20 protein-coding genes are annotated in these 23,226 nt (G+C 73.5%); 10 read left to right on the top strand and 10 right to left on the bottom strand.

Translation table 11 applies throughout. The annotated features are described in order from the left end of the window. From OG823_RS16175 to OG823_RS16135, 9 genes are all read left to right on the top strand, one after another. Positions 1 to 888, top strand: a complete 888-nt coding sequence (locus OG823_RS16175; RefSeq protein ID WP_371480254.1) for an LLM class flavin-dependent oxidoreductase — start codon at positions 1 to 3, stop codon at positions 886 to 888. Positions 889 to 1,302: 414 nt separating this feature from the next. After that, positions 1,303 to 2,259 carry a hypothetical protein gene (locus tag OG823_RS16170; RefSeq protein WP_371480253.1) on the top strand — a complete coding sequence of 319 codons (957 nt, stop codon included), beginning with the start codon at positions 1,303 to 1,305 and terminating at the stop codon, positions 2,257 to 2,259. Positions 2,260 to 2,445: 186 nt separating this feature from the next. Then, the gene (locus tag OG823_RS16165) at positions 2,446 to 3,354 is read left to right on the top strand and encodes a hypothetical protein (RefSeq protein ID WP_371480252.1); all 909 of its coding nucleotides are present in this window, start codon (positions 2,446 to 2,448) and stop codon (positions 3,352 to 3,354) included. Continuing rightward, positions 3,351 to 4,409 (top strand): hypothetical protein, encoded by a 1,059-nt coding sequence (locus OG823_RS16160; RefSeq protein WP_371480251.1) that lies wholly within the window; start codon positions 3,351 to 3,353, stop codon positions 4,407 to 4,409. Before OG823_RS16165 ends, OG823_RS16160 begins: the two co-directional genes overlap by 4 nt. Then, positions 4,406 to 5,473: a hypothetical protein gene (locus tag OG823_RS16155; RefSeq protein ID WP_371480250.1), complete on the top strand. Its 1,068-nt coding sequence runs from the start codon at positions 4,406 to 4,408 to the stop codon at positions 5,471 to 5,473. Before OG823_RS16160 ends, OG823_RS16155 begins: the two co-directional genes overlap by 4 nt. Positions 5,474 to 5,667: 194 nt before the next feature. Further along, on the top strand, positions 5,668 to 6,765 hold the full coding sequence (locus OG823_RS16150; RefSeq protein WP_371480249.1) for an ABC transporter ATP-binding protein: 1,098 nt from the start codon (positions 5,668 to 5,670) through the stop codon (positions 6,763 to 6,765). Beyond that, the gene (locus OG823_RS16145; RefSeq protein WP_371480248.1) at positions 6,749 to 7,651 is read left to right on the top strand and encodes an ABC transporter permease; all 903 of its coding nucleotides are present in this window, start codon (positions 6,749 to 6,751) and stop codon (positions 7,649 to 7,651) included. The genes OG823_RS16150 and OG823_RS16145 overlap by 17 nt, the downstream gene beginning before the upstream one ends. Before the next feature lie 25 nt (positions 7,652 to 7,676). After that, positions 7,677 to 8,594, top strand: a complete 918-nt coding sequence (locus OG823_RS16140) for an ABC transporter ATP-binding protein (protein ID WP_371480247.1) — start codon at positions 7,677 to 7,679, stop codon at positions 8,592 to 8,594. 143 nt (positions 8,595 to 8,737) lie between these two features. After that, positions 8,738 to 9,454 carry an ABC transporter permease gene (locus OG823_RS16135; protein WP_371480246.1) on the top strand — a complete coding sequence of 239 codons (717 nt, stop codon included), beginning with the start codon at positions 8,738 to 8,740 and terminating at the stop codon, positions 9,452 to 9,454. Positions 9,455 to 9,488: 34 nt separating this feature from the next. Here the strand turns inward: OG823_RS16135 and OG823_RS16130 are convergent, their stop codons facing one another. Continuing rightward, complete coding sequence (locus OG823_RS16130; protein ID WP_371480245.1) at positions 9,489 to 10,730, bottom strand: CynX/NimT family MFS transporter; 1,242 nt, start codon at positions 10,728 to 10,730, stop codon at positions 9,489 to 9,491. 62 nt (positions 10,731 to 10,792) lie between these two features. Next, entirely contained in the window at positions 10,793 to 11,524 is a 732-nt protein-coding gene (locus OG823_RS16125) for a FadR/GntR family transcriptional regulator (protein WP_371480244.1), read from the bottom strand. A gap of 121 nt (positions 11,525 to 11,645) precedes the next feature. Here OG823_RS16125 and OG823_RS16120 point away from each other — a divergent pair, with 121 nt between their 5' ends. Beyond that, a complete protein-coding gene (locus tag OG823_RS16120) occupies positions 11,646 to 12,089 on the top strand; it encodes a sporulation protein (protein ID WP_371480243.1) in 444 nt (147 codons plus the stop codon). An 81-nt stretch (positions 12,090 to 12,170) separates the two neighbouring features. On the opposite strand, the gene OG823_RS16115 is transcribed toward OG823_RS16120, so the two are convergent. The 8 genes from OG823_RS16115 to OG823_RS16080 all read right to left on the bottom strand — a co-directional run bounded on the left by OG823_RS16115 (position 12,171) and on the right by OG823_RS16080 (position 23,209). Then, the gene (locus OG823_RS16115; protein WP_371480242.1) at positions 12,171 to 13,907 is read right to left on the bottom strand and encodes an LCP family protein; all 1,737 of its coding nucleotides are present in this window, start codon (positions 13,905 to 13,907) and stop codon (positions 12,171 to 12,173) included. A gap of 326 nt (positions 13,908 to 14,233) precedes the next feature. Continuing rightward, positions 14,234 to 15,079: an HAD family hydrolase gene (locus OG823_RS16110; RefSeq protein WP_371480241.1), complete on the bottom strand. Its 846-nt coding sequence runs from the start codon at positions 15,077 to 15,079 to the stop codon at positions 14,234 to 14,236. A gap of 49 nt (positions 15,080 to 15,128) precedes the next feature. Further along, positions 15,129 to 16,406: a serine--tRNA ligase gene (gene serS, locus OG823_RS16105; RefSeq protein WP_371480240.1), complete on the bottom strand. Its 1,278-nt coding sequence runs from the start codon at positions 16,404 to 16,406 to the stop codon at positions 15,129 to 15,131. A 1,210-nt stretch (positions 16,407 to 17,616) separates the two neighbouring features. After that, complete coding sequence (gene pheA / locus OG823_RS16100) at positions 17,617 to 18,552, bottom strand: prephenate dehydratase (protein WP_371480239.1); 936 nt, start codon at positions 18,550 to 18,552, stop codon at positions 17,617 to 17,619. 166 nt (positions 18,553 to 18,718) lie between these two features. Next, a complete protein-coding gene (efeB, locus tag OG823_RS16095) occupies positions 18,719 to 19,936 on the bottom strand; it encodes an iron uptake transporter deferrochelatase/peroxidase subunit (RefSeq protein ID WP_371480238.1) in 1,218 nt (405 codons plus the stop codon). Between the two features lie 5 nt (positions 19,937 to 19,941). Beyond that, a complete protein-coding gene (locus OG823_RS16090; RefSeq protein WP_371480237.1) occupies positions 19,942 to 21,987 on the bottom strand; it encodes a FixH family protein in 2,046 nt (681 codons plus the stop codon). Positions 21,988 to 22,007: 20 nt separating this feature from the next. After that, positions 22,008 to 22,499: a copper chaperone PCu(A)C gene (locus OG823_RS16085; RefSeq protein WP_371480236.1), complete on the bottom strand. Its 492-nt coding sequence runs from the start codon at positions 22,497 to 22,499 to the stop codon at positions 22,008 to 22,010. After that, positions 22,496 to 23,209, bottom strand: coding sequence for an SCO family protein (locus OG823_RS16080; protein ID WP_371480235.1), 714 nt, complete (start codon positions 23,207 to 23,209; stop codon positions 22,496 to 22,498). Before OG823_RS16080 ends, OG823_RS16085 begins: the two co-directional genes overlap by 4 nt. Positions 23,210 to 23,226: the final 17 nt, after the last annotated feature.

Here is a 23,226-nt window from a genome sequence, read left to right as displayed (position 1 = left end):
ATGCGACTGAGCACAGTGATCCTCCCCATCCACCGGTGGAGCGAGGGGCAGAAGATCTGGCGGCGGGCCGAGGACCTCGGCTTCCATGCGGCCTACACCTATGACCACCTGTCGTGGCGGTCCTTTCGGGAGGCGCCCTGGTTCGGGGCGGTTCCGACGCTGACCGCTGCCGCGACGGCGACCGAGCGGATCCGGCTGGGGACGCTCGTGACCTCGCCGAACTTCCGGCACCCCGTGACCCTGGCCAAGGAACTCGTCTCGCTGGACGACGTCTCGCAGGGGCGGCTGACGGTCGGGATCGGGGCCGGCGGGGCCGGGTTCGACGCGACGGCGATGGGGCAGGAGGCGTGGTCGCCGAAGGAGCGGGCGGACCGGTTCGAGGAGTTCCTGCCGCTGCTGGACAGGCTGCTGACCCAGGACGCCACCACCGAGGAGGGGCAGTACTACTCGGCGGTCGAGGCGCGGAACATCCCCGGGTGCGTGCAGCGGCCACGGGCTCCGTTCTACGTGGCGGCGACCGGGCCGCGCGGGCTGCGGCTGGCGGCCGAACACGGGCAGGGCTGGGTCACGTACGGGGACGCGCGCGGGCCGGCGGACGTACCGGTCGAGCAGGCGCCGGCCGTGATCGAGGCGCAGCTCGCCAAGCTCGCCGTCGCCTGCGAGGCGCAGGGCCGGGACGTGGCGACGCTGGAGAAGGTGCTGCTGCAGGGTTCGACGGCGGAGCGGCCGCTCGTCTCGCTCGACGCGTTCGTCGACTGGGCGGGCCGTTACCGGGAGCTCGGCATCACCGAGCTCGTCGTCCACTGGCCGGTGCCCGACTCGGTCTTCGAGAACGACCTCACCGTGTTCGAACGGATCGCCACCGAGGGCCTCGCACAACTGGACTGACCGCGGCTCGGTCGCCGGAGCACCCGCCCCCGCCGGGTCGGGTGCTCCGGCGCGTCCGGGGGTACCGCCCGGGAGACCGTGCGGGGCCGTTTCGGGTCGCAGGCCGAGGGTGTCGCCGAGCGGTGCCGCCGAGGGCGCCGCGGCGGTCGGTCGGAAGGATCGGCCGGGAGGATCGTTCGACGGTCACCGCGGTGTGCTGGGGACGAACGGCCGGTGCGGTCGCGTTGCGGTTCGATCACGGCATGTCCGATTGGTTGATCATTGTGTGAAGTGTCAGGGTTAACTCTGTTGGCGCGGGGGGCGGAAACTCTCATAATTCCAGCTGACGCGCGTAGCGGTCGGTCTGGAGAGGCCCCGGGGGTGGCCTGTTGTGGGCCCGCACGCGGCCCATTCCGCACATTCCTGGGGGATTCCTTGTCCGCGCCCGAAAACGCGCCGTCCGCCGATCCGGCCGACCTACAGTCCGGCCCCGGCGAAGCCTCGTCGGCGGCGACCGACGCCGCGCCTGTCTCCGCGCCCGACGCCGTGCCCCTGTCCGCGCCCCTGTCCGCGACCGACGCCGGGCCCTCGTACCACGCGGGGTCCGCGCCGGGGTCCACCGCCGCGTCCGCCCGGACGGTGCCGCGCGCGCTGGGCGTGGCGCTGGCCACGGTGGGGCTGCTCGCCGTCACCGCCACCAGCACCGCCGTGACCGTGGCGGTCGGCAAGCCGGACGGACGTCCGGCGGCCGTGGCGGCCGCCGCGCCGACCGTATCGGCGAGCGCCTCGGCCGCCCCGTCCGCCTCGCCGTCCCCGACGCCGACCGCCACGCCGACGCCCACGCCGCCACCCCCGCCCGCCCCGAAGCCGAGCAGCACCCTGCACGGCACGGTCGACGGCAGCACGCACGGCGGTGACCTGCGGTACTTCTTCGCCCCGATCCCGGACAACGGCGAGTCGTTCGGTTCGGCCGACGGCGTCAAGATGTCCGACGACGAGCTGTCCGCCGAATACGGCGGCCAGAAGGACATCATGTCCATCCTCAACTCGTACGGGTACAAGGAAGCGGCCGAGCGCACCTACCGTACGGCCGACGGAAAGGCGAACGTCCGGATCCGGCTGATGCGTTTCTCGTCCGCCTCGCACGCCTCCGACTTCGTCAAGAACGCCACCTACTCGGAGGGCGACGCATTCGACGTCGACGGTGTTTCGGGCGCTCGCGGCTTCATGTTCAAGCCGGAGCAGAAGGCCTACACCGGCGAGATGATCGGCATCGCCAGCAAGGGCGATGTGGAGTTCGAGATCGAGATCCAGGTGAAGGGCGACCCGGACAAGGCCGTGCTCGCCGACGTGATGCGCCGTCAGCGCGACCGGCTGTCCTCCGGCGGCTGAGCCCCGCCTCCTTTTCCTCCCAGTTCCTGGAGCAATCCCGTGAGTACCGAGCCCGTGGAGGCGTCGTCGGCCGACGTGTCTCCTGACGCGTCCTGCGACGTGTCGCCCACCGTGCCGCCCCCTGCCGCACCCCCCGCACCATCCGTCACGCCGCCGCCGCCCCTCGCAGCGCCTCCCGTGCCTCCCGTGGCGCCGGTCGGCCCGCCGTCACCGCTGGCCGCGGCCCCGCCCGTCAAGCTCAGCCCGTGGGCCGCGCCGGGATCGCCGGCCGCGGCACCCGCCCCGGCCTCGGCCGACGGGACGGACCCGACCGTGGCCGGCCCGTCGGCCGGGTACGCCGGTCCGGTGGTCGACCTCCTCGCCGCCGGAGAGCCCACCGTCGGGGACGGCGTCGCCGAGGCGCCGGCCGCCCGGCGCCGGCCCGATCTCGTGCTGGTGCTGTCGGCGGCCCTGGTGGTCGGTGTCCTGCTGGGCGGCGCCCTCGGGTACGGCATCCAGGCGCAACGTCCGCCGACGCCGCTGCCCTCGCTCCAGGTGGCGCGCCCGGGCTACCCGGCCGCCGTGGCCGACGCGAAGGCCGTGGCCGACGCGGCACCCCAGCCGCTGAGCATCGACGGTGACCTCCGCAAGCTGGTGATCGGACGCCCGGACGGCACCGAGGCCTGGGACAGGACCCTGACCGATCCGTCCTGGCTCACCATCGGTGACATCGCGGACCGCTCCGGCGGCGCGGACGAGGAGTTCGTCCGCCTCAGCCACGGCGGGTTCCGCCGTGCGGCCGGTGTCGAGTGGCAGAAGGGCGGCACCAAGTACCGGGTGACCCTGACCCAGTTCGGTCCGGACAGCGTCACCGGTGCGACGCTGCGGGCGAACGACGCCGGCGCGGACCTGCCGTTCGCGGACGGGGCCAACGGCGGCGTCAGGACCGAGACCGAGCCCACCAACTGGGCCGAGAGCACGGAAACGTACTACTACGGCTACGCCCACGCGCGGCGCGGCACCGTGGTCATGGAGATCGAGGTCTTCGCCCCGCAGCAGGTGGACGCCGGCGAACTCAAGGACCTCGCCAAGAAGCAGTGGGAGCGGCTGGCATGAGCGACACCACCGTGGGCCCGGCCCCCTCCGCCGAGGGGGCCGGCGTTCCGCCGCAGGGCACGCCGGACACCGCACCGGACACCGCACCGGACACCGCACCGGCCAACGCACCGGCCAACGCACCGGAGACCACCCTGGAGACCGCACCGGCCGGTGCACCCGGCAGCGCACCCGGCAGCGCACCCGGCAGCGCACCCGACGCCGTACCCGCCGGTGCTCCCGGCGACGAGGCGGCCGGCGTGCCGGCGACCGCGTCCGACGGCCAGGAGCTTTTGGCGCCGTCGGCGCTCCTCGCCGATCCCGCGCCCCCGCGCGGAGGAGGCCGGGCCCTGCGGGCCGGCGCCGCGATCGTGGCGGCCGCGCTGGTCGGGGTCGTCATCGGCGTCGGCGTCATCCACGTCCGCTACGACGACGCCCCGGCAGCGGTCGCGGTCGCTCCGGCCGCCGCGGCGAAGGCCGCACCCGCTCCCTCGGCATCGGCCTACGGTGCCAAGTCCAACGGCAACCACTTCGGCTCGCTCCGCGACCTGCTGCTCCCCGCCCCGGCCGGCTACGTGCTCGGCCCGGACTACGACGGCTACGGCAACGACACCGAGCTGACGGCCGAGCAGCTCGCCGCCGAGTTGGACGAGGGCCTCAAGGACGTGCCGGCCGACAAGCGGGACCAGCTGAAGGCGTCCTGGAACGCGCTGCACGTCAAGGGCACCGGTATCCGCACGTTCAAGGCGTCCGCCGGCGATCTGGTGGTGGACCTCAAGCTGCGTCAGTTCAACCAGCAGGAGGTGCAGAAGGAGAACGAGTACACCGCCGTCTTCACCAGTGACACCGGTCTCTTCCGGACCGGCCCGGAGATCTCCGGACATCCGGAGGCCCACTGCTACCTGATGCCCGTCGATCCGGGCGCGCAGATCGACTACCTGGAGTGCTCGGCCGCCGAGGGCGACCTGCTGGTCGTCATGGACGTCCAGGGCGTGGCCCAGCTGCCCAAGGACAAGATCGTCAGCCTCTTCACCGCGCAGCTCGACCGGCTCGCCAGCCCCGGAGCGTCAGCATGACCGACCACAACGCCACGGCCGACCCCGCCGCCGCGCCGACCGACCCCGCCGCCGGTGCACCGGCCGACCCCGCCGCCGCGCCGACCGACCTCGCCGCCGGCGCCGTCGTGCTGGAGGACGGAGCCGCTCCGGCCGCCGCGGCGGACGTCTGGGCCTCCCCCTACCAGTACGGACCCTTCCTGCCGCCCGAGACCGAGGAGCAGCGCCGCGAGCGCGTCCGGCGGCGGCGCGCGACCGCCCTGCGCCGGGGCGCGGTCGGGCTGGTCCTCGCCCTCGCCGTGGCGGGTACGGCGGTCGTGGTGACCCTCCCGGCCCGTACCGACCTCCCGGGCCTGGCGACGCCCAACGACGGCCGCTACAGCTTTCCGGCGCTCGCCCTGCCGCCGCTGCCGTCCGGCCGGCCCGCGCCGTCCGCTCCGGACGGCGGCGGGCGGCACTACGCCGACCTGCGGTACCTGCTGCTGCCGGCGCCGAAGGAGGCCGGTGGCTCACTCGCGCCGGCGGCCGCAGCGGCCACGTCGGCCGCCGCCTCGTCCGCCGCCTCGGCCTCGGCGTCCGCCCCCGCAGCGGCTGCCGGCGCGTCGCCGTCCGGTACGGCGTCCGCGGCCGCCGGTGGGGCCTCGGCCGACTGGGTCACCTGCGACCAGCTGGTGGCCGAGCAGCAGGATCCGGCGAAGACCACGGCCCTGCTGCTGGAGAACGCCTGCCGGGCGGCGACCGTCCGGCAGTGGACGGCCGAGGACGGCACCAGGACGCAGATCAGGCTGCTGCGCTTCGGTTCCCAGGAGGAGGCCTCGGGCCTCTCCAGGTACCTCTGGACCAGCGGCGGGCCGAAGGGCGTCTCGCTCCGGGCCGACTCGGGCAAGGACATCCCCTCCGTGGTCGGGGTGGCGGCCCTGCTCCGCTCGAACCGCGGCGACCTGCCCGGCGGGCCCGCCACCACCCGGGTCGGGTTCCTGCTCGCGGGCGACGTGGTGGGCGTCGTCGTGATGACCAACCCGACGAACGTCCCGGTCCAGGCCTTCCGTCAGGTCGTCACCCTCCAGTCCGACCTGCTGGCCTGACCCCGCCGGGGTGTGCGGCCGCACCGGTGGCCGCACACCCCGCCCGGGCGGCGCCCGCAGCCCCGTCCGGGCGGGCGGGCACCCGGGAGCCCGTCCCCTAGGGGACGGTGAGCCGCAGTCATCCCGCAGGAGCATCCCCGGTTCGTCATTCCAGCTCATGGCCTGCGGGGCCGCCGAGGGCTACGTTGTGACGCGTGTCCACTGTCATCAAGACGGACGGCCTCACCAAGAGGTTCTCCCGGGTCACCGCCCTCGACCGGCTCACCGTAGAGGTGCGGCCCGGGGTGGTCGGCCTGGTCGGGGCGAACGGCGCAGGCAAGTCCACACTCATCAAGATCCTGCTCGGGCTGGCTCCGGCCACCTCCGGCACCGGCCAGGTCCTCGGCCTCGACATCGCGACCGAGGGCTCGGCGATCCGCGAGCGGGTCGGCTACATGCCCGAGCACGACTGCCTCCCACCGGACGTCTCGGCGACCGAGTTCGTGGTGCACATGGCCCGGATGGCCGGTCTGCCGGCCGCCGCGGCCCGTGAACGGACCGCCGACACGCTGCGCCACGTGGGCCTGTACGAGGAGCGCTACCGTCCGATGGGCGGCTACTCCACGGGCATGAAACAGCGGGTCAAGCTCGCCCAGGCCCTGGTCCACGACCCCGACCTGGTGCTGCTGGACGAGCCGACCAACGGCCTGGATCCGGTCGGCCGGGACGAGATGCTCGGCCTGATCCGCCGCGTCCACTCCGACTTCGGCATCTCCGTGCTGGTCACCACCCACCTGCTGGGCGAGCTGGAGCGGACCTGCGACCACCTGGTGGTGATCGACGGCGGCCGGCTGCTGCGCTCCTCCTCCACCGCCTCCTTCACCGAGGCCACCCAGCTCCTCGCGGTCGAGGTGACGGACCATCCGGACGACTCCTCGCTCGACACCGGCGCCGCCGTGCGCGAGCGGCTCACCGCCGCCGGGCTGACCGTGGGGGCCGAGGGAACCCGGCTGCTGCTGGTCGGCATCCAGGACGACGGCACGTACGACACCGTCCGCGACACGGTCGCGGACCTCGGACTCGGGCTGGTGCGGCTGGAGCAGCGCCGGCACCGGGTCGCCGAGATCTTCGCGGCCGACACCGAGCCGCAGTTCACCGAGCCGCAGTTCACCGAGCCGCAGGCCACCGAGCCGCAGGCCACCGAACCGCAGGCCACCGAACCGCCGTCCGTCGGGCCGCAGGCCGCGCGGCCGCACGCGGTGCCGGGCCCGGCCGCCCCCGAGGGAGGTACCGCAGATGTCGCTGCCTCCTGAGAGCAGGACGCCCGACGCCGGCGTCATCCACGACATCGGCTACCGGGGCTACACCGGCCCCCGGCTGGGCCGTGCCCACGCGACCCGCTCGCTCTTCGTCCAGGGGCTGCGCGCCGCCTTCGGGCTCGGCCGCTCCGGCCGCTCCAAGGTGCTGCCGATGCTGGTGCTGGCGGTGCTCGTGCTGCCCGCCGTGGTGGTCGTCGCCTTCGCGGTGGCCCAGCACGCCGACGAGCTCCCGCTCGACTATCCCGACTATCTGAGCGCCTTCGGCCTGGTGGTCGAGCTGTTCGTGGCCGCCCAGGCACCTGTGCTGATGTCCCGTGACCTGCGGTACAACACCGTGCCGCTGTACTTCTCCCGCCCGATCACGCGCGGCGACTACGTCCGCGCCAGGTTCGGCGCGATGGCGGCCGCGATGCTGCTGCTGATGGCCGCCCCGCTGGTGGTGCTCTACCTCGGCGCGATGCTCGGCGGGATGCCGCCCGGCCACAACACCGCGCACTTCCTGTACGGCCTGGTGGCGGCGGTGCTCTACGCGCTGGTGTTCTCGGCGATCGGCCTGCTGATCGCCGCGAGCACCCCGCGCCGGGGCTTCGGCGTGGCTGCCGTCATGGGCTTCCTGGTGGTGAGCCTGGCCGTCGCCGCAATCCTCTACGGCCTGGCCGGCGGGGGGCAGAGCCCGGTGCCGGCCTCGGCGAACTGGACCGCCCTGCTCTCGCCCGGCTGGCTGGTCGAGGGCCTGGTCACCCAGCTCTTCGGGTTGGGCGAGACCTCCCGGGCGCTGCGGGCGCCCGGTGCGCTCGGCGCCGTCGTCTTCGCCGCCGAGGCGGTGCTCATCGTCGCCGGCTCGTACGGGCTGCTCCGGCGCCGCTACCGCAGCATCTGATCAACCGAGTCCCTGAGAGGGCGTCATGGCCACCATCACCATCGACAAGGTCTCCCGCTGGTTCGGCAACGTGGTCGCGGTGAACGACGTCAGCATGACGATCGGTCCCGGTGTCACCGGCCTGCTCGGCCCCAACGGCGCGGGAAAGTCCACGCTCATCCACATGATGAGCGGCTTCCTCGCCGCCTCGTCCGGCACGGTCGCCCTGGACGGCGCGGGGATCTGGCGCAACCAGGAGGTGTACCGGCAGATCGGGCTGGTGCCCGAGCGTGAGTCGATGTACGACTTCCTGACCGGCTGGGAGTTCGTCCTCACCAACGCCGAACTGCACGGCCTGCCCGACCCGGGGGCCGCCACCCGGCGCGCGCTGGCCCTGGTCGGGATGGAGTACGCGCAGGAGCGGAGGACCGGTACGTACTCCAAGGGCATGAAGCAGCGCGTGAAGATGGCCTCGGCACTGGTCCACGACCCCGCCGTGCTGCTGCTCGACGAGCCGTTCAACGGCATGGACCCGCGTCAGCGGCTGCAGCTGATGGAACTGCTGCGCCGCTTCGGCGCCGACGGCCGGACGGTGCTGTTCTCCTCGCACATCCTGGAGGAGGTCGAGCAGCTGGCCCGGCACATCGAGGTCGTGGTGGCCGGCCGGCACGCCGCCTCCGGCGACTTCCGCCGGATCCGGCGGCTGATGACCGACCGCCCGCACCGCTACCTGGTCCGCTCCAGCGACGACCGCGCACTCGCCGCCGCGCTGATCGCCGACCCGTCGACGGCCGGCATCGAACTGGACCTGCGTGAGAAGGCCCTGCGGGTCCAGGCGGTCAACTTCCAGGGCTTCACGACCCTGCTGCCGAAGGTCGCGCAGCGGGCGGGCATCCGCCTCTACACCGTCTCCCCGGCGGACGAGTCGCTGGAGAGCGTCTTCTCCTACCTCGTCTCCTCCTGAGCGCCGACCCCGTCCCCCCGAGTCCTGCTGTCGTCCTGCGTGTCGTCCTGCGAGCCGGCTCCCGATCCGCCTCGCGAGCCGGCCTCCGTACCGAAGTGCTCCGACCCGGCACCGCCCCGGTCACCGAAAGAAGGCCGATCACCGTGAACCCGACCGTCGCCAGGCTGACCGTACGCGGCCTGCTGGGCCGCCGCCGCGGCGTCCTGCTGCTGGTCGTCCCCGCCCTGCTGCTGATCATCTCGGTGATCGCGGCGAACGCCGGGGGTGACAGGCACGACACGACCGTCAAGATCCTCGGGCAGCTGTCGCTCGGCACCCTGGTGCCGATCCTCGGCCTGGTCGTGGGCACCGGCGTGATCGCCACCGAGATCGACGACGGCTCGATCGTCTACCTGCTCGCCAAGCCGCTGCCCCGGTGGCAGATCATCACCACCAAACTGGCGGTGGCGATCGGCACCACCTGGGTCCTCGCGGCCGTTCCGACCTTCGTCGCGGGGCTGATCCTCTACGGGACGAAGGACGGTCTCGCGGTGGCCTTCACGGTCGGCACCCTGCTCGCGGGGGCCGCCTACAGCGCGCTGTTCCTGCTGCTCGGCGTGGTCACCCGGCACGCCGTGGTGGCCGGTCTGGCGTACGCGCTGGTCTGGGAGAGCCTGGTCGGCAACTTCGTGCAGGGCGCCAGGACGCTGAGCGTGCAGCAGTGGGGCCTGTCGGTCGCCGAGCGGATCGCCGCCCCCGGCGCGATCCCGGCGGACGTGGCCCTCGGGGTGGCGCTGCCGATGCTGGTGATCGTGACGGTGGCCGCGACGGTGCTGGCCTCGGTCCGGCTGGCGGGGCTGACCCTGGCCGCCGAGGAGTAGCCCCGCGCGGGGCGGTCGGCGACGGGACGGCCGGTCAGAGCGTCCGGTCGCGGCCCGCTCCCCAGCCGGCCACGGCGGCGACGCCGGCGAGGACCAGCAGGAGCACCAGCGGAGTCGTCCAGCTGCCGGTGGCCTGGTGCAGCGCGCCGGCGCCGACCGGTCCGGCCGCCGCCACCAGGTACCCGACGGCCTGGCTCATGCCGCCGAGCTGCGCGGCGCCCGCCGCGCTGCCGGTCCGCAGCACGATGAAGGCCAGGGCCAGGCCCAGCGAACCGCCCTGGGCGACGCCCAGGATGGTGGCCGACACCCAGGCCCCGGGCACGGGGGAGACCAGCAGGATCGTGACGCCGAGGGCGTTCAGTCCGGCCATGGTGACGGCCAGGCCGCGCTGACGGGTCATCCGTCCGGCCAGCAGCGGCACCAGGAACGCCCCGGCGACCTGCACCAGGTTGCTGTACGCGAAGACCAGGCCGGCCTCGCCCCGGTCCATCCCGTGGTCGGCCAGGATGGTCGGCATCCACGCCACCAGGGTGTAGACGAGCAGCGACGAGATGCCCATGAAGAGGCTGATCCGCCAGGCCAGTGGCGAGCGCCAGATGCCCTCGATCGGCCTGGCCGCCGCAGCGGGTGCGGGGGCCGCCGTCGGCTGCGGCCGGACGGCCCGCGCCCGGAGCACCTGCGGCAGCCAGGCCACCGCGGCGATCAGCGCGAGCACCGACCAGGCACCCAGCGAGGCCCGCCAGCCGCCGCCGAGCGCCTGTTCCAGCGGCACCGAGACGCCGGCGGCCAGCGTCGCGCCGACCAGCATGGTGGTGGAGTAGACGCCGGTCATGGTCGCGGCCCGGTCCGGGAACTCGCGCTTGACCAGACCCGGCATCGAGACGTTGAGGACGGCGATGGCGACGCCGATCACCACGCAGCCGGCGTACAGCGCGGCCACCGACGGCAGGACCCGCAGCAGCACGCCCGCGCCGAGCACCAGCACCGCGCCGAGCACCACCCGCTCGGTGCCGAAGCGCCGGGTGAGCCGGGGGGTGAGCGGTGCGCCGAGGCCCTGGAACAGCACCGGCACCGTGGTGATCAGGCCGCTCGCGGTGGAGGAGAGACCGAAGGTGTGCTGGATCTCGCCGACCATCGGCGAGATCGCGGCCAGGCAGGCCCGCATGTTGAGCGCGACCAGCAGGATGCCGGTGAGCAGCAGCGCCGGACGGGCGAGTCGGTCGCGGGTGGGGAGGACGGGGGTGAGCACCGGCTGCTGGGCACGGGTGACTGCCATGGAACGGGTTCTTTCTGGAGCGCGGGTGCGATGAGCGTCGTGCGGGGGCCGGGCCCCGGGGGTCACTTCCGCGCGGCGATGGCCGCGAGCAGCTGCTCGACGCCGGAGATCGGGCCGGCGAGCAGTTCGCGGCAGGCGGCCTCGGCGCGATCCGGGTCGCCGCTCTCGATCGCGTCCACCAACGCCTCGTGGGTGGCCACCACGACCTCGGGCATCTCGTGGTCGCCGAAGGCCGTCCGCATCGCCTCGCGCACGGAGGCGCCGAAGTAGCGGTAGACCTCGGTGAGCGCCGGGTTGTTGGCGGCCTCCACCACGGCGGTGTGGAACTCGAGATCGTGTTCGACGGTCGCCTCGCGGCCGGCCCGCTCGGGGTGCGCGGCGATCACCTCGGCCTCGCGGGCCAGGACGGCCCGCATCCGGACGATATCCTCGGGGGTGTGCCGCAGAGCGGCCAGCCGGGCGGCCTCGGTCTCCAGCGCCGCCCGCACCTCCAGGACGTCCCGTACGCCGGAGCGCTGGACGCCCCTCAGCACGGAGGCCGGGTCGCTGCTGCTGCGGACGAAGGTGCCCTCGCCCTGCCGGGAGACCAGCATGCCGGCGTGCACCAGCACCCGGATCGCCTCCCGGACGGTGTTGCGCCCGACCTTCAGCCGCTCCGCGAGCTCGTGCTCGGTGGGGATCCGGGAGCCGACCGGCCACGCCCCACCGGCCAGCTGCTCGCGCAGCTGGTCGATCGCGTGGTCCACCAGTGAGCGCTTGCCTGCGGCCTGCAGGCTGTCGTTCGCGCCGGTCACGAGGTCCCCTCGGGTAGGTCGGGATGGGTGGAGCAGTTGTCCTACAACTGCTTGTCCGGTCATCCTACAACCGTGATCCGAGGGCGATGGTCCGGGTGACCGGGGAACCGCTCCGCGGACGGTGCTCGCAGCGTCCGGCCGGCATGGCGCTCGGGTCCGGACCGAGGTGGAGATCAGCGGCGCCCTCGACAAGGGCGACCGCGACCCGTTGGACGTGGAGCCACTGCCCGTCCGGAACCGGCTGCCGGACGCCTTCCTGGCGCTCGGCTTCCGGTTCCGCTCAGCCGACCTGGAGGCCGGACACACCCGGGGTACGGCGCAGAGCCTGCCGTCCTACCAGGAGATCGAGTTCGCGGCGGCGCCGCAGTACGCGCACGCCTGCAGCTCGGTGGAGGTGACCTTCCTGGCGGGTCCGCACCAGGTGGAGGTCGTCCTGGAGACCGACAGGAGGGGCGGCCTGTTCGGCCACGGGGGCGACGTGGTCCGCACCCACGTGCTGGTGCACGCCGCCGCCGACCGGGATCTCACCGCGCTCGTCGACGGCTGGATCCGCCAGGCCCTCTGAGCCGGGCCCGCTGAACCTGGCCCGCTACGGCGAGGACCGGCCGTGCCCGGCCCGCAGGGGCCGGGCACCGGCTGATCCGGATCAGCCGCCGCTGCCGTAGGTGGTGTTGGCGCAGATGTCGTCGTCCGCGGAGCGGGCGTCGGCGGTGACGCTCGGGGGCAGCGTGGCGGGCGCGGTCGGGGTGCCGGCGACCGGGTTGGCGGCGGCGTAGTCCTTGCCGAGGATCAGGCTGATGCCGGCGGCGCTGCTCGGGCTGACCGTGGCGCCGGGGAACAGCGCGGCGACCTTCGCGGCGTTGGCCTTCTGCCCGGCGCCGTACTCGACCACGGTGGTGGCGTGGCTGGTGCTCGGGGCGTTCGTGGTCCGGGTGACGGTGAACTTGGCGGTCTTGAGGGTGTCGGCGGCCTTGCCCGCGATGCCGTCGGAGGTGGTGCCGTTGTAGACGGCGACCCGCACGCCGGTGCCGTCGACGTCGGCCGCCTGCGGGGCCGCCGTGGTGGGCGCCGCCTCCGCGGCGGGGCTCGCCGGGTCCTGCTGCTGGCCGGTGGCGTTCTGGCCGTCGATGGTGCGGTCCGCCTTGAGGGTGGCCCACAGGTTGTCGATGTCCGGGTGGACGAGGTCGATGTCGGCGCCCCGGAACTTCCAGGGAGCCGTGACGAACTTCAGGTCGTGCAGGTCGATGTCCTTCATCGACAGCGCGAAGGACATCAGCTTCTGGGCCGTGTCGAGCCCGGGGTCGACCTGCATCGACTTGGTCGCGGCGTCCGCGAGCGGCAGCAGGGTGGTCGGGCTGAGGCCCTGCTTCTTGACCTTGGAGATGAGCGAGCCGAGGAAGGCCTGCTGGCGCTTCATCCGGCCGATGTCGGAGCCGTCGCCGATGCCGTGCCGCAGCCGGACGTAGTCCAGCGCCTGCTGGCCCTGAACGGTCTGCTCGCCCTTCTTCAGGACCTCCTTGCCCTTCTTGCCGAGGTTCGGGTTGACGTCGCCCTCGTAGATGGCGTTCGGGAGGCAGACGTCGACGCCGTTGACGGCCGAGGTCATCGCGGCGAAGCCCTCGAAGTTGACCTCGATCGTGTGGTCGACCCGGATGCCGGTCAGCTTCTCGACGGTGTTCTGGGTGCAGGCGGGGTTTCCCTGGTCGCTGTCGCCGACCGAGAAGGCGCCGTTGAACTTCGTCGAGTTCTGCTCCTTGGTCCACTTGCCGTTGGGGAGCTTGCAGGTCGGGATCGTCACCAGCGAGTCACGCGGGATGGAGATGCCGACCGCGTGCTTGTGGTCGGCGTACACGTGCAGCAGGATCGTGGTGTCCGAGCGCGCGCCGGCGTCGTCGCCGCCGCCGAGGTCGCTGTTGTTGCCGCCCCGGCTGTCGGAGCCGATCAGCAGGATGTTGACCGGCTTGTTGCCGTTGGCGTCGGCGGTGGACTCCGGCGGCCGGTCGGTGGCGATGGCGCTCGCGTCGAACGAGCGGATGTTCCCGTTCAGCTTCAGGTAGACCGCGCCACCGGCGCCGACTATCAGTACCAGCACGCCTGCCGACGTCCAGGCGACGATCTTCTTGGCGTTCCGCTTCGGCTTGCGCCCCCGGCCACCGGCCCGTCCGCCGTGCCCGCCGCCGCTGCCCCGCCCGCCGCCGCTCTGGCTCTGGCCGCCGCGCCCCTGCGCGGCCCGCCTGGCCTCCGCCCGTCCGCCGTTGCGCGGTGCCGGGACGCCGGCGCTCTGGCCGGCCTGGGCGCCGGTGGTGCGTACGCCGCCGGTCGAGCCGTCGCCACGCCGCTGCCCGTCGCCCGGGTACGGGCTCTCGTCCCACTGGCCTGACATGCGCGTACCTTTCACCGGCGGAAGCACTGGTCCCGCACTGCACCTGAAGAGCACTGCACCCCGGGGCCGCGGTGTCCGAGGAGCACCGCACCCAGGGTCGCCGTGCCGACGAGCACCGCACCCGAAGAGACGATCGGGAACGCTCCCAGGTTGCATGGACGAGGAGCGCAGGAGCAGCCGAGTGCACCGGGGGTGCGTTCGGCAGGACCTACTGCACAGCTCCGGCCAACGCATGGAGCTTCAGCGGAGCATACAAACTCTTTCTTGGAGGATCAGCATCCGGGTGCTCCCGGTCACGTTCGGAAGGGCTCCGAACGGGCCCGCGCTCAGGTGCCGGTGGGGAAGAGCCGCTCCAGGACGACGGCCACGCCGTCCTCGTCGTTGCTCAGAGTGACCTCGTCCGCCACCGCCAGGAGTTGCCGGTGGGCGCCCGCCATCGCCACGCCGTGCGCGGCCCAGCCGAACATCGGGATGTCGTTCGGCATGTCCCCGAACGCGATGGTGTCCGCCGCCCGGACGCCCAGCCGGTGGGCGGCCACGGCCAGGCCGGTCGCCTTGGTCAGGCCCAGCGGGAGCAGCTCGACGATGCCCGCGCCGGCCATGGTGACCCCGACCAGGTCGCCGGCGATCCGCCGGGCGGTCTCGGCCAGCTCGTCGTCGGTCAGGCGCCGGTGCTGGATGTAGAGCTTGCTGACCGGAGTGCTCAGCAACTCCGCGGAGGTGACCGGGACGGTCGGCAGGTCGGAGCCGATCAGCAGTTCGTAGCCGGGCCCCGCCAGCACCTGGCCGTCGAGGCCGTCCTGGTTGGCGGCGATCGCCAGCGGGCCGGTCTCGGCCTCGATCTTGGCGATGGCGAGGGCGGCCTGCCTGCGGTCCAGCGTCATCGAGGTGAGCAGCCGGTGCGCGCCCGCGTCGTAGACCTGGGCGCCCTGGCCGCAGACCGCTATCCCGGTGTAGCCGATCTCGTCGAAGACCGGGCGGGCCCAGCCGGCCGAGCGGCCGGTGACGATGATGTGCAGGGCCCCGGCGGCGGTGGCGCCGGCCAGGGCCGCGCGGGTACGGTCCGAGACGGTTTCGGCGCTGGTCAGCAGCGTGCCGTCCAGGTCGGTGGCGACCAGCCGGTAGGGCAGGTCACCGCCGGGCGAGACGGTCTCGGCGCTTGCGGTACTCATGGGCCCTGGGTCTCCCGGGAGTTGCCTGTGGTGCGGCGGTCGCCGGCGGCTACTTGACGGGTTCGAGTACGGCGCGCCCGCCGAGGTACGGCCGCAGCGCCTCCGGAACCACCACCGAGCCGTCGGCCTGCTGGTGGTTCTCCAGGATCGCCACGATCACCCGGGGGACGGCGACCAGCGTGCCGTTCAGGGTGGCCAGCGGGCGGACCTTGTTGCCCTCCTCGCGCACCCGGATGGAGAGCCGGCGGGCCTGGTACTCGGTGCAGTTCGAGGTGGAGGTGACCTCGCGGTACTTGCCCTGGGTCGGGACCCAGGCCTCGATGTCGAACTTGCGTGCGGCCGAGGAGCCGAGGTCGCCGGAGGCGAGGTCGATCACCCGGTACGGCAGGTCGAGCGCGTTGAGGAAGTCCTTCTCCCACTGCAGCAGGCGGCGGTGCTCGGCCTCCGCCTCCTCCGGGGTGGTGAAGACGAACATCTCCACCTTCTCGAACTGGTGCACCCGGATGATGCCGCGGGTGTCCTTGCCGTAGGTACCGGCCTCGCGGCGGAAGCACGAGGAGTACCCGGCGTAGCGCAGCGGCAGCTTGTCCGCGTCGATGATCTCGTCCATGTGGTACGCCGCGAGCGGGACCTCGCTGGTGCCGACGAGGTAGCGGTCGTCGTCCGCCAGGTAGTACACGTTCTCGGCGGCCTGGCCGAGGAAGCCGGTGCCCTCCATGGCGGCCGGGCGGACCAGCGCCGGGGTGATCATCGGGGTGAAGCCGGCCGAGACGGCCTGGGCGATTGCCATGTTGACCAGGGCGAGCTCCAGCAGCGCGCCGACACCGGTCAGGTAGTACGAGCGCGAGCCGGCCACCTTGGCGCCGCGCTCGGTGTCGATGGCGCCGAGGATCTGGCCCAGCTCGACGTGGTCCTTGGGCTCGAAGCCCTCGGCCGCGAAGTCGCGCGGGGTGCCGATCTCCTCCAGGGTGACGAAGTCCTCCTCGCCACCGACGGGCGCCGCCGGGTCGATGAGGTTCGCCAGCTGCCGGACGAGGCGGTCGGCCTCCTCCTTGGCCTCGCCCTGTGCGACGTCGGCGGCCTTGACCTCGGCGGCCAGCGCCTTGGTGCGCTGGAGCAGGGCGGTCTTCTCGTCGCCCTGGGCCTGCGGGATCTGCTTGCTGAGCGTCTTCTGCTCGTTGCGCAGCTCGTCGAAGCGACTGCCCGAGGACCGGCGCCGCTCGTCGGCGGAGAGGAGGGCGTCGACCAGGTCGACGTCCTCGCCTCGGGCGCGCTGCGAGGCGCGCACACGGTCTGGGTCCTCACGAAGCAGGCGAAGGTCAATCACGGGGCCAAGCCTACCGGGACGGGACAGGGGGATCGGTACCGGATTTGCGGCTGCCGCCCGGCCGGGGCGCCGGGCAGGGCCCGGCAGGGCCGTCCGGGGCAGGGAGGGCGCGACGGGGGGCCCACGGGGGCGGCGGGGCCCTGGACGGGGCGGCGGGGGCGGGTGAGCGGGCCGAGGTGGCCGTGCTCGCCGGTCGGTGCGGGACACTTCTGACCGGCGGTCGGTTTTCGGCGGGGTGATTCACGGCTTTCGCCGGATCGGACCGGATCGGCAACACCCTGTCATCATTCATCCGGGTATGTCGCCTTCTGCCCGGTTCTCTGCGATCATGACCCGGGCCGCCTGCCGGCCCGGGGGCCGAAAGGCCGGCCGGGGGCCGGTGGGGAGCGGCCCACGGGTAGGGGAACGCCGGATTCCGGCTGGGGATAACCGGGCCGATCCTGTGGATAACTCCGGTGGACAACCGTCTGTGGGGCTCTTATCCACAGGCCCTCGGCGACTCCTGTGGATTACCGGGAACGCAAGGTCCACATCGACATCCGCCAAGGAATTGAGGTTTCAAACCTCAATCAACCGTCTCGGCCGAGGGAATTACTCCGCTCGGACGGGTGATTCGGTGGCAGTGGGGTGACTCTGGTCCGATTCGTCATCTCTATGGCGCTAACCGATGATCTGACCGGGCTTGAGGATGGCTATACCGGTTTGTCGACTCACCCCCATGGCTGTGGATAACTCGGGGCTGTGGATACCAGGACCGGCCTGTGGATAGCCGGGGAGCGGCACCGGCGCCCCGGGGGGCCTGTGGACGAAGCCCGGCGTTCGGTCGGCGGCGTCCGCCGGGTCGCCCCGTCGAGGACGTCCGGAGCCTGCTCCGGCTGGACGGGTGAACGCATCGGCGCGTCGAAAAATGTCGAATACGGACGTATTCGGATATCGCTGAGCAGAAGTGATCACTCGGACGGGACGGCGGGCGGACCGCCCGGCCACCGGGCCGCCACGCCGCCCGCCGGCGGCCTCCCGGCACTCAACGCCCGGCACTCGACGCCCGGCACTCAAGGCCCGGCACTCGACTCTCGGCACTCGACTCCCGGCACTCAATGCCCGGCACTCGACTCCCGGCACCTGCCGCCCGGCACCGAGCGCCGACGTCCGGGCCGGGCTCGTCAGGGCCGGGGCCGGCCGGGCCGCGAACGGCCCGACCGAGCGGCGCTCAGACCTCGGCGCGCCCGTCCAGGCAGCGCGACAGCCAGTCGGCCGCCTTCGTGAAGTCCGAGTCCGAGGTGCCGAGCCGGTTGTACGTCTTGGCCTGGCGGTCCGCGCTCGGATAGGAGCCGAGGAAGCGCACCTGCGGGCAGATCCGCTTCAGCCCCATCAGGGCCTCGCTCACCCTGCGCTCCGCCACGTGTCCCGCACAGTCGATCAGGAAGCAGTAGTTGCCGAGCCCCTCGCCGGTCGGCCGGGACTCGATCCGCATCAGGTTGACCCCGCGCACCGCGAACTCCTGGAGCAGCTCCAGCAGCGCGCCCGGGTGGTCGTCCGGCAGCCAGACCACCATCGAGGTCTTGTCCAGCCCGGTGGGCGAGGAGACCCGCCCGGGAGGGCCGACCAGGACGAACCTGGTGACCGCGTTCTCGGCGTCGTGGATGTCGCTGACCAGCGGTTCCAGCCCGTACAGGGGTGCGGCGAACTCGCCGGCGAAGGCCCCGTCGAACCGGCCCTCCTGGACCAGCCGGGCCCCGTCGGCGTTGGACGCCGCGGACTCCCAGCGGGCGTCCGGCAGGTGCGCCGCGATCCAGTGCCGCACCTGCGGCTGGGCCACCGGGTGGCTGGTGAGGGTCTTGATGTCCGCCAGCTTCGTCCCGGGGCGGACCAGCAGCGCGAAGGCGATCGGCAGCAGCACCTCCCGGTAGATCATCAGCGGCGCGCCGGTCGCCAGTTCGTCGCTGGTCGCGGTGACGGCGCCCTCGACCGAGTTCTCGATCGGCACGAACGCCCCGGAGGCCATCCCCTCGCGCACCGCGTCCAGGGCGGCCGGCACCGACGCCAGCGGCACCAGCTCGCGGGTCGCCGCCTCGGGCAGGGTCCGCAGGGCGACCTCGGTGAAGGTGCCCTCGGGCCCGAGGTAGGTGTAGCGGGTGGCCGACATTGCCGCCTCCGAGCGAAAAAAGTGGTGCCGTGCGGGCGGTGCCGCGCGGCCGTACCAGGCAAGCCACCTTAGTCACTCGGCGACCGGGGCACTGACGCATCCCGATCCGTGGAACCGGGGAGGGCGTGCGGACCCCGGCCCGCGCCGGTCGGGAGCCCCGGGCAGGTCAGCCCTCCAGCAGGGCCTGGCCCACGTACCCGCCCTCCGGCGCGCCCGGCGGCACCGCGTACAGGCCGCTCGCCTCGTGCCGCAGGAAGCGGGAGAGGCCGTCGCCGCGCGCCAGCTTGCGCTGCACCGGTACGAAGCCGCGCCGGGGATCGGCCTGGAACGCCAGGAAGAGCAGCCCGGCGTCCGGGGAGCCGTCCGGGAGCAGCCCGTCGTGGTACGAGAAGCCGCGCCGCAGCATCGCCGCCCCGCCGTTGGCGGCCGGCGCCGCCACCCGGACGTGGGCGTCGGCGGGGATCGCCAGGGTGCCGTCCGGGTTCTGCGCGGTCAGGTCGACCGGGGTGCTCTCGGCGCCGCCGGAGAGCGGGGCGCCGTCCGCCTTGCGGCGGCCGATGACGCGCTCCTGCCGGTCCTCGGGCAGGTTCTCCCAGTTGTCCAGCAGCATCCTGATCCGGCGCTGCACCACGTACGAACCGCCGGCCAGCCAGCCGGGCGCCTCGGCGCCGCAGAACACCCGGGTGGCGAAGTCCGGCTGCTGCGGCTTCGGGTTGTTGGTGCCGTCGATCTGGCCCATCAGGTTGCGGCCGGTCACCGGCCGCCCGGTCGCCCCGGGGGTGCGGCCGAAGCCGGACATCTGCCACCGCGCGGTCGCGGTGCCGGCCGCCTGCTGCTGGAGCACCCGCAGGGCGTGGAAGGCGACCAGCGCGTCGTCGGCGCCGATCTGCACCCAGAGGTCGCCGTCGCTGCGGGCCCGGTCGATGGCGTCCTCGGGGAAGTCGGGCAGCGGCTCCAGGGCCTGCGGGCGCTGCGCGGTGAGGCCGGTCCGGTCGAAGAGGCTCGCGCCGAAGCCGAAGGTGACGGTCAGCGAGCAGGGGCCGGCGTCGGCGGCGATCCGGCTCTCGTGCTCCTCGGCGGGCTCGCCCGCGGTCAGCCGGGCGGCGGTGGCCGACCAGCGCCGCATCAGCGTCCGCAGCCCGTCCCGCCCGGCGCCGGCGGCCAGGTCGAAGCCGGCGAGGTGCACCCGGGCCTGCTGCGGTTCGACGATGCCGGCCTGCCGGGCGCCGTGGAACGGCAGTCGCCCGGTGCCCAGCGCGGGCGCCCCGGCGGGCGCCGCCTCGGCGGCGCGGCCGAGGGCGGCGCCGCCGACCGCGCCCGCGACCAGCCCGGCGCCGGCGCCGCCCAGCAGGGCGCGTCGGGAGAATCCGTCCCGGGTGTCCATGCCGCTCAGCCGATCGTCAGGGGCTTGATCACGGTGGCCTGGTCGATGTCGGAGGAGCGGACCACCACCGACAGCACCCAGTTGCCGGCCAGCGGCAGCTGCGCGGTGCCCGTCCAGCGTCCGGCGCCGTCGGGGGTGAGGGCGACGGGCAGCGGCCCGAGGTCGCGGTCCGGCAGGGTGAAGGCGAGCTGCACCTCGGGCACCTCGACCGGCTTCCCGTCGGCGCCGTCCAGCGCGAGCTTCACCGCGTTGGCGCCGGTCCTGACCGGATCGACGGTGACGGTGGCGGTGCCCTTGGCGTTCGCCGTCCGGCCGCCGGTGTCGTAGGGCAGCGTGAGCTCCAGGCTCTGCCCGGGGACGCCCGCGGTCGCGGCGCCGCCCGGGGCGGTGGCGGCGGGCTGCCGCGAGCCGGCCGATGCCGCCTGGGCGACGCGTCCGGGCGGGGAGTTGGTGAGCATCGTGGTGACCACCAGCACCGCGACCGCGACGGCGGCCTCGACCAGCACCGAGCGGCGCAGTCCGGCCCGGGCGGGGGTGAAGCCGCGGTCACGGGTGGCGGTGAGCCGGGCGGTCCGCTGGCGGTCGAGCTGGGCCCGGCGCGCGGGGTCGGAGGTCGCCTCGGCGCCGGCGGCGCAGACCTGGACGGGCGTCCGGGCGCCCTCCTGCGCCTCGGCGATCCGGACCGCGTCGGTGGCGCCGAGCGCGTCGGCGCTCCGCAGCCGGGCGACCCAGGAACGCGAGATCCACGCGACCCCGAGCATCGCGGCGACGCAGCCGATCTTGATCAGCAGCAGCCGTCCGTACTCGGTGTCGACCAGCGCGCCCCAGCTGCCCAGCCCGCGCCAGGACTGGTAGACACCGGTGACGCCGAGCCCCGCGACCGAGCCGAAGGCGACCTTCGAGAACCGGTCCGCGGTGTCCGCCCCCAGGCCGTGCCGCAGCCCGACCAGCAGGGTGACCAGACCGCCGAGCCAGAGCGCCATCGCGATCAGGTGCAGCACGCCGAACGGCAGGGCCAGCCCGACCTGGATGCCCACCGAGGCGTGGTCGGCGCCGGCCCAGGTGGCGGCGAGCGCGACGGCGAGCAGCAGCCCGGCCACACCCAGGCCGAGCCGGGCCTCGCGCTGCGGCCGCTCGGCGGCCCGCCGCTCCAGCCTGCGCAGCTCGTCCTCGTCCTCGTCGCCGTCGCTGTCGCCGCCACCCGGTGCCCCGGCGTCGGAGCCGTCCGCGCGCTCCTGCGGGCCGCTCGCGGGCACGGCCGCGCCCAGCTGGCCGACCAGCAGGGACAGGAACACCCCGCCCGCCGCGAGCAGCAGCAGCCGGGCGGCGAGCGCGGTGCCGATCCGCTCGTCGAGGGTGGCGCGCACCAACGAGAGGTCGAGTGCCTGCCCGAGGCCCGAACCGCGTTCGTAGGGGCCGCGCAGCATCAGGACGGCGATGGTGGAGAGCAGCAGCGCGACCCAGCCGGTCATCAGCAGCCGCTGCACCGGGCGCACGCCCGCGCCGGCCGGCCAGCAGATCAGGACGAACGCGGCGGTGCCCATCAGCAGCGCGAAGGCGCCGTACGCGACGGTCCGGCCGGTGCCGTAGAACGCGGCGACCACGCTGTCGGCCTTGGCCTGCCGCAGGGCGGTGGTGGACACCGAGGTGTCCGAGGCGGCGCCGATGGAGAAGGTGAAGGCGCCGCCGACGGGGTGCGAGTCGTCCGAGACGGCCCGCCAGGCGACGGTGTAGGTGCCGTTGGCGAGCCCGCTGTTCAGACCGACCCGGGCGGTGTCCGCCCGGCCGTCGGCGTGCCCGGGGTCGCCGGTGTCGACGGGCTTTCCGGCCGGGTCCAGGACGCGGACGGAGTCCCCGGAGAGGGAGACCGACTCACTGAAGGTCAGCGTGACGGCGGTCGGCGCGGTGGCGACCACCGAGTTCTGCGCGGGGTCGGTGGACTCCAGCGCGGCGTGCGCGGACGCGGGCCCCGCGCCCGCGAGCGTCAGCACGAGCAGGGCGCCCAGGATCCCGAGCAGCCCGGTGAGTCTGCGGTGACTTGCCTTCAGCATCTGGCGATCCCCGGTTTCCGTTAGTTCTGCCGGCCGGGCCGGTAGGTGAGCGGCTCCACCGGCACCTCGACGGCGATGGTGCCGGCCTTGGCGAAGGTGAGGTCGAGTTCGAGCTTGTCGCCGACGGCGGGCTGCTTCGTCCAGCCCATGATCATCAGGTGCGCGCCGCCGCGGGCGAAGTCCAGCGTGCCGTGCGCCGGCACGGTGAGCGCCTCGACCGTCTCCATGGTGGTGTCGGTCGAGCGGTGCATGGTGACCGAGCCGGCCCCGGGGCTGCTGACCTTGAGCAGCTCGTCCGCGCCACCGGTGTTGCGCACCGTCAGGTAGCCGGCCGCCATCGCGCCGGCGGCCGGCAGCGGGATGTACGGGTCGGCGATGCTCAGCCGTGCGCCGGCCGCCGCCGCGCCCCCGGAGCCGTCCGAGCCGCAGGCCGCCAGGATGGCGGCGGTGCCGAGCGCCGTGGCGAGCGCCGCCCCGGCGAGCGCGGTGCGCCGGAACGTGCGCCCGCTCATGCCTGGACGCCCTTGGCGAGCAGCGGCAGGTCGTGCTGGTAGGTCTCGACCGAGGTGGCGCTCAGGTAGAGCAGGTGCGCCTTGTCGTCGGCCGGCAGGAAGGCCAGTACCTGAGCGCCGTGCGTCGAGGTGACGCTGCCGTCCTTGTTGACCACCGGGTCCTCGACCATGATGCCGAGCGTCTTCGCGGCGGTCTTGACCTTCTCCAGGTCGCCGGTGAGGCCTATGAAGCTCTTGCCCATCGAGTCCAGCCAGGTGCGCAGCACCTGCGGGGTGTCGCGCTGAGGGTCGGTGGAGACGAACACGACGTCGATCTTCTGCTGCTCCTCGGGGGAGAGCTTCTGCATCGCCACGCCGATGTCGCCCATCGTGGTCGGGCAGACGTCCGGGCAGCTGGTGTAGCCGAAGAACAGCAGGGTGCTGTGGCCGGCGGTCTGTTTGCGCAGGTCGTACGGCTGGCCGGAGGTGTCGTCGAGGACGAGGTCGGGCTTGTCGAAGTGCTTGCTCAGCACGGTGCCCTGGTAGGGGGAGTCGCCGGTCTCCTTGGTGACCTTGGCGTTGCCTGCGGCGCCGGCGGAGCCGCCCGAGCCGCAGGCGGTCAGGGCGAGCACGGCGGCCAGGCCGACGGCGGCCGCGCCCAGCAGGCGCCTGGTCCCGGCGGTGGTGCGGGCGGTGCTGCGGGCGGTGGTGCGGGGGGTGGTGCGGGGCATCGCGGTGGTCCGATCGT

This window comes from Kitasatospora sp. NBC_00315, from assembly GCF_041435095.1.
Lineage (GTDB): Bacteria > Actinomycetota > Actinomycetes > Streptomycetales > Streptomycetaceae > Kitasatospora.
This window is presented reverse-complemented; position numbering and strand designations above follow the sequence as displayed.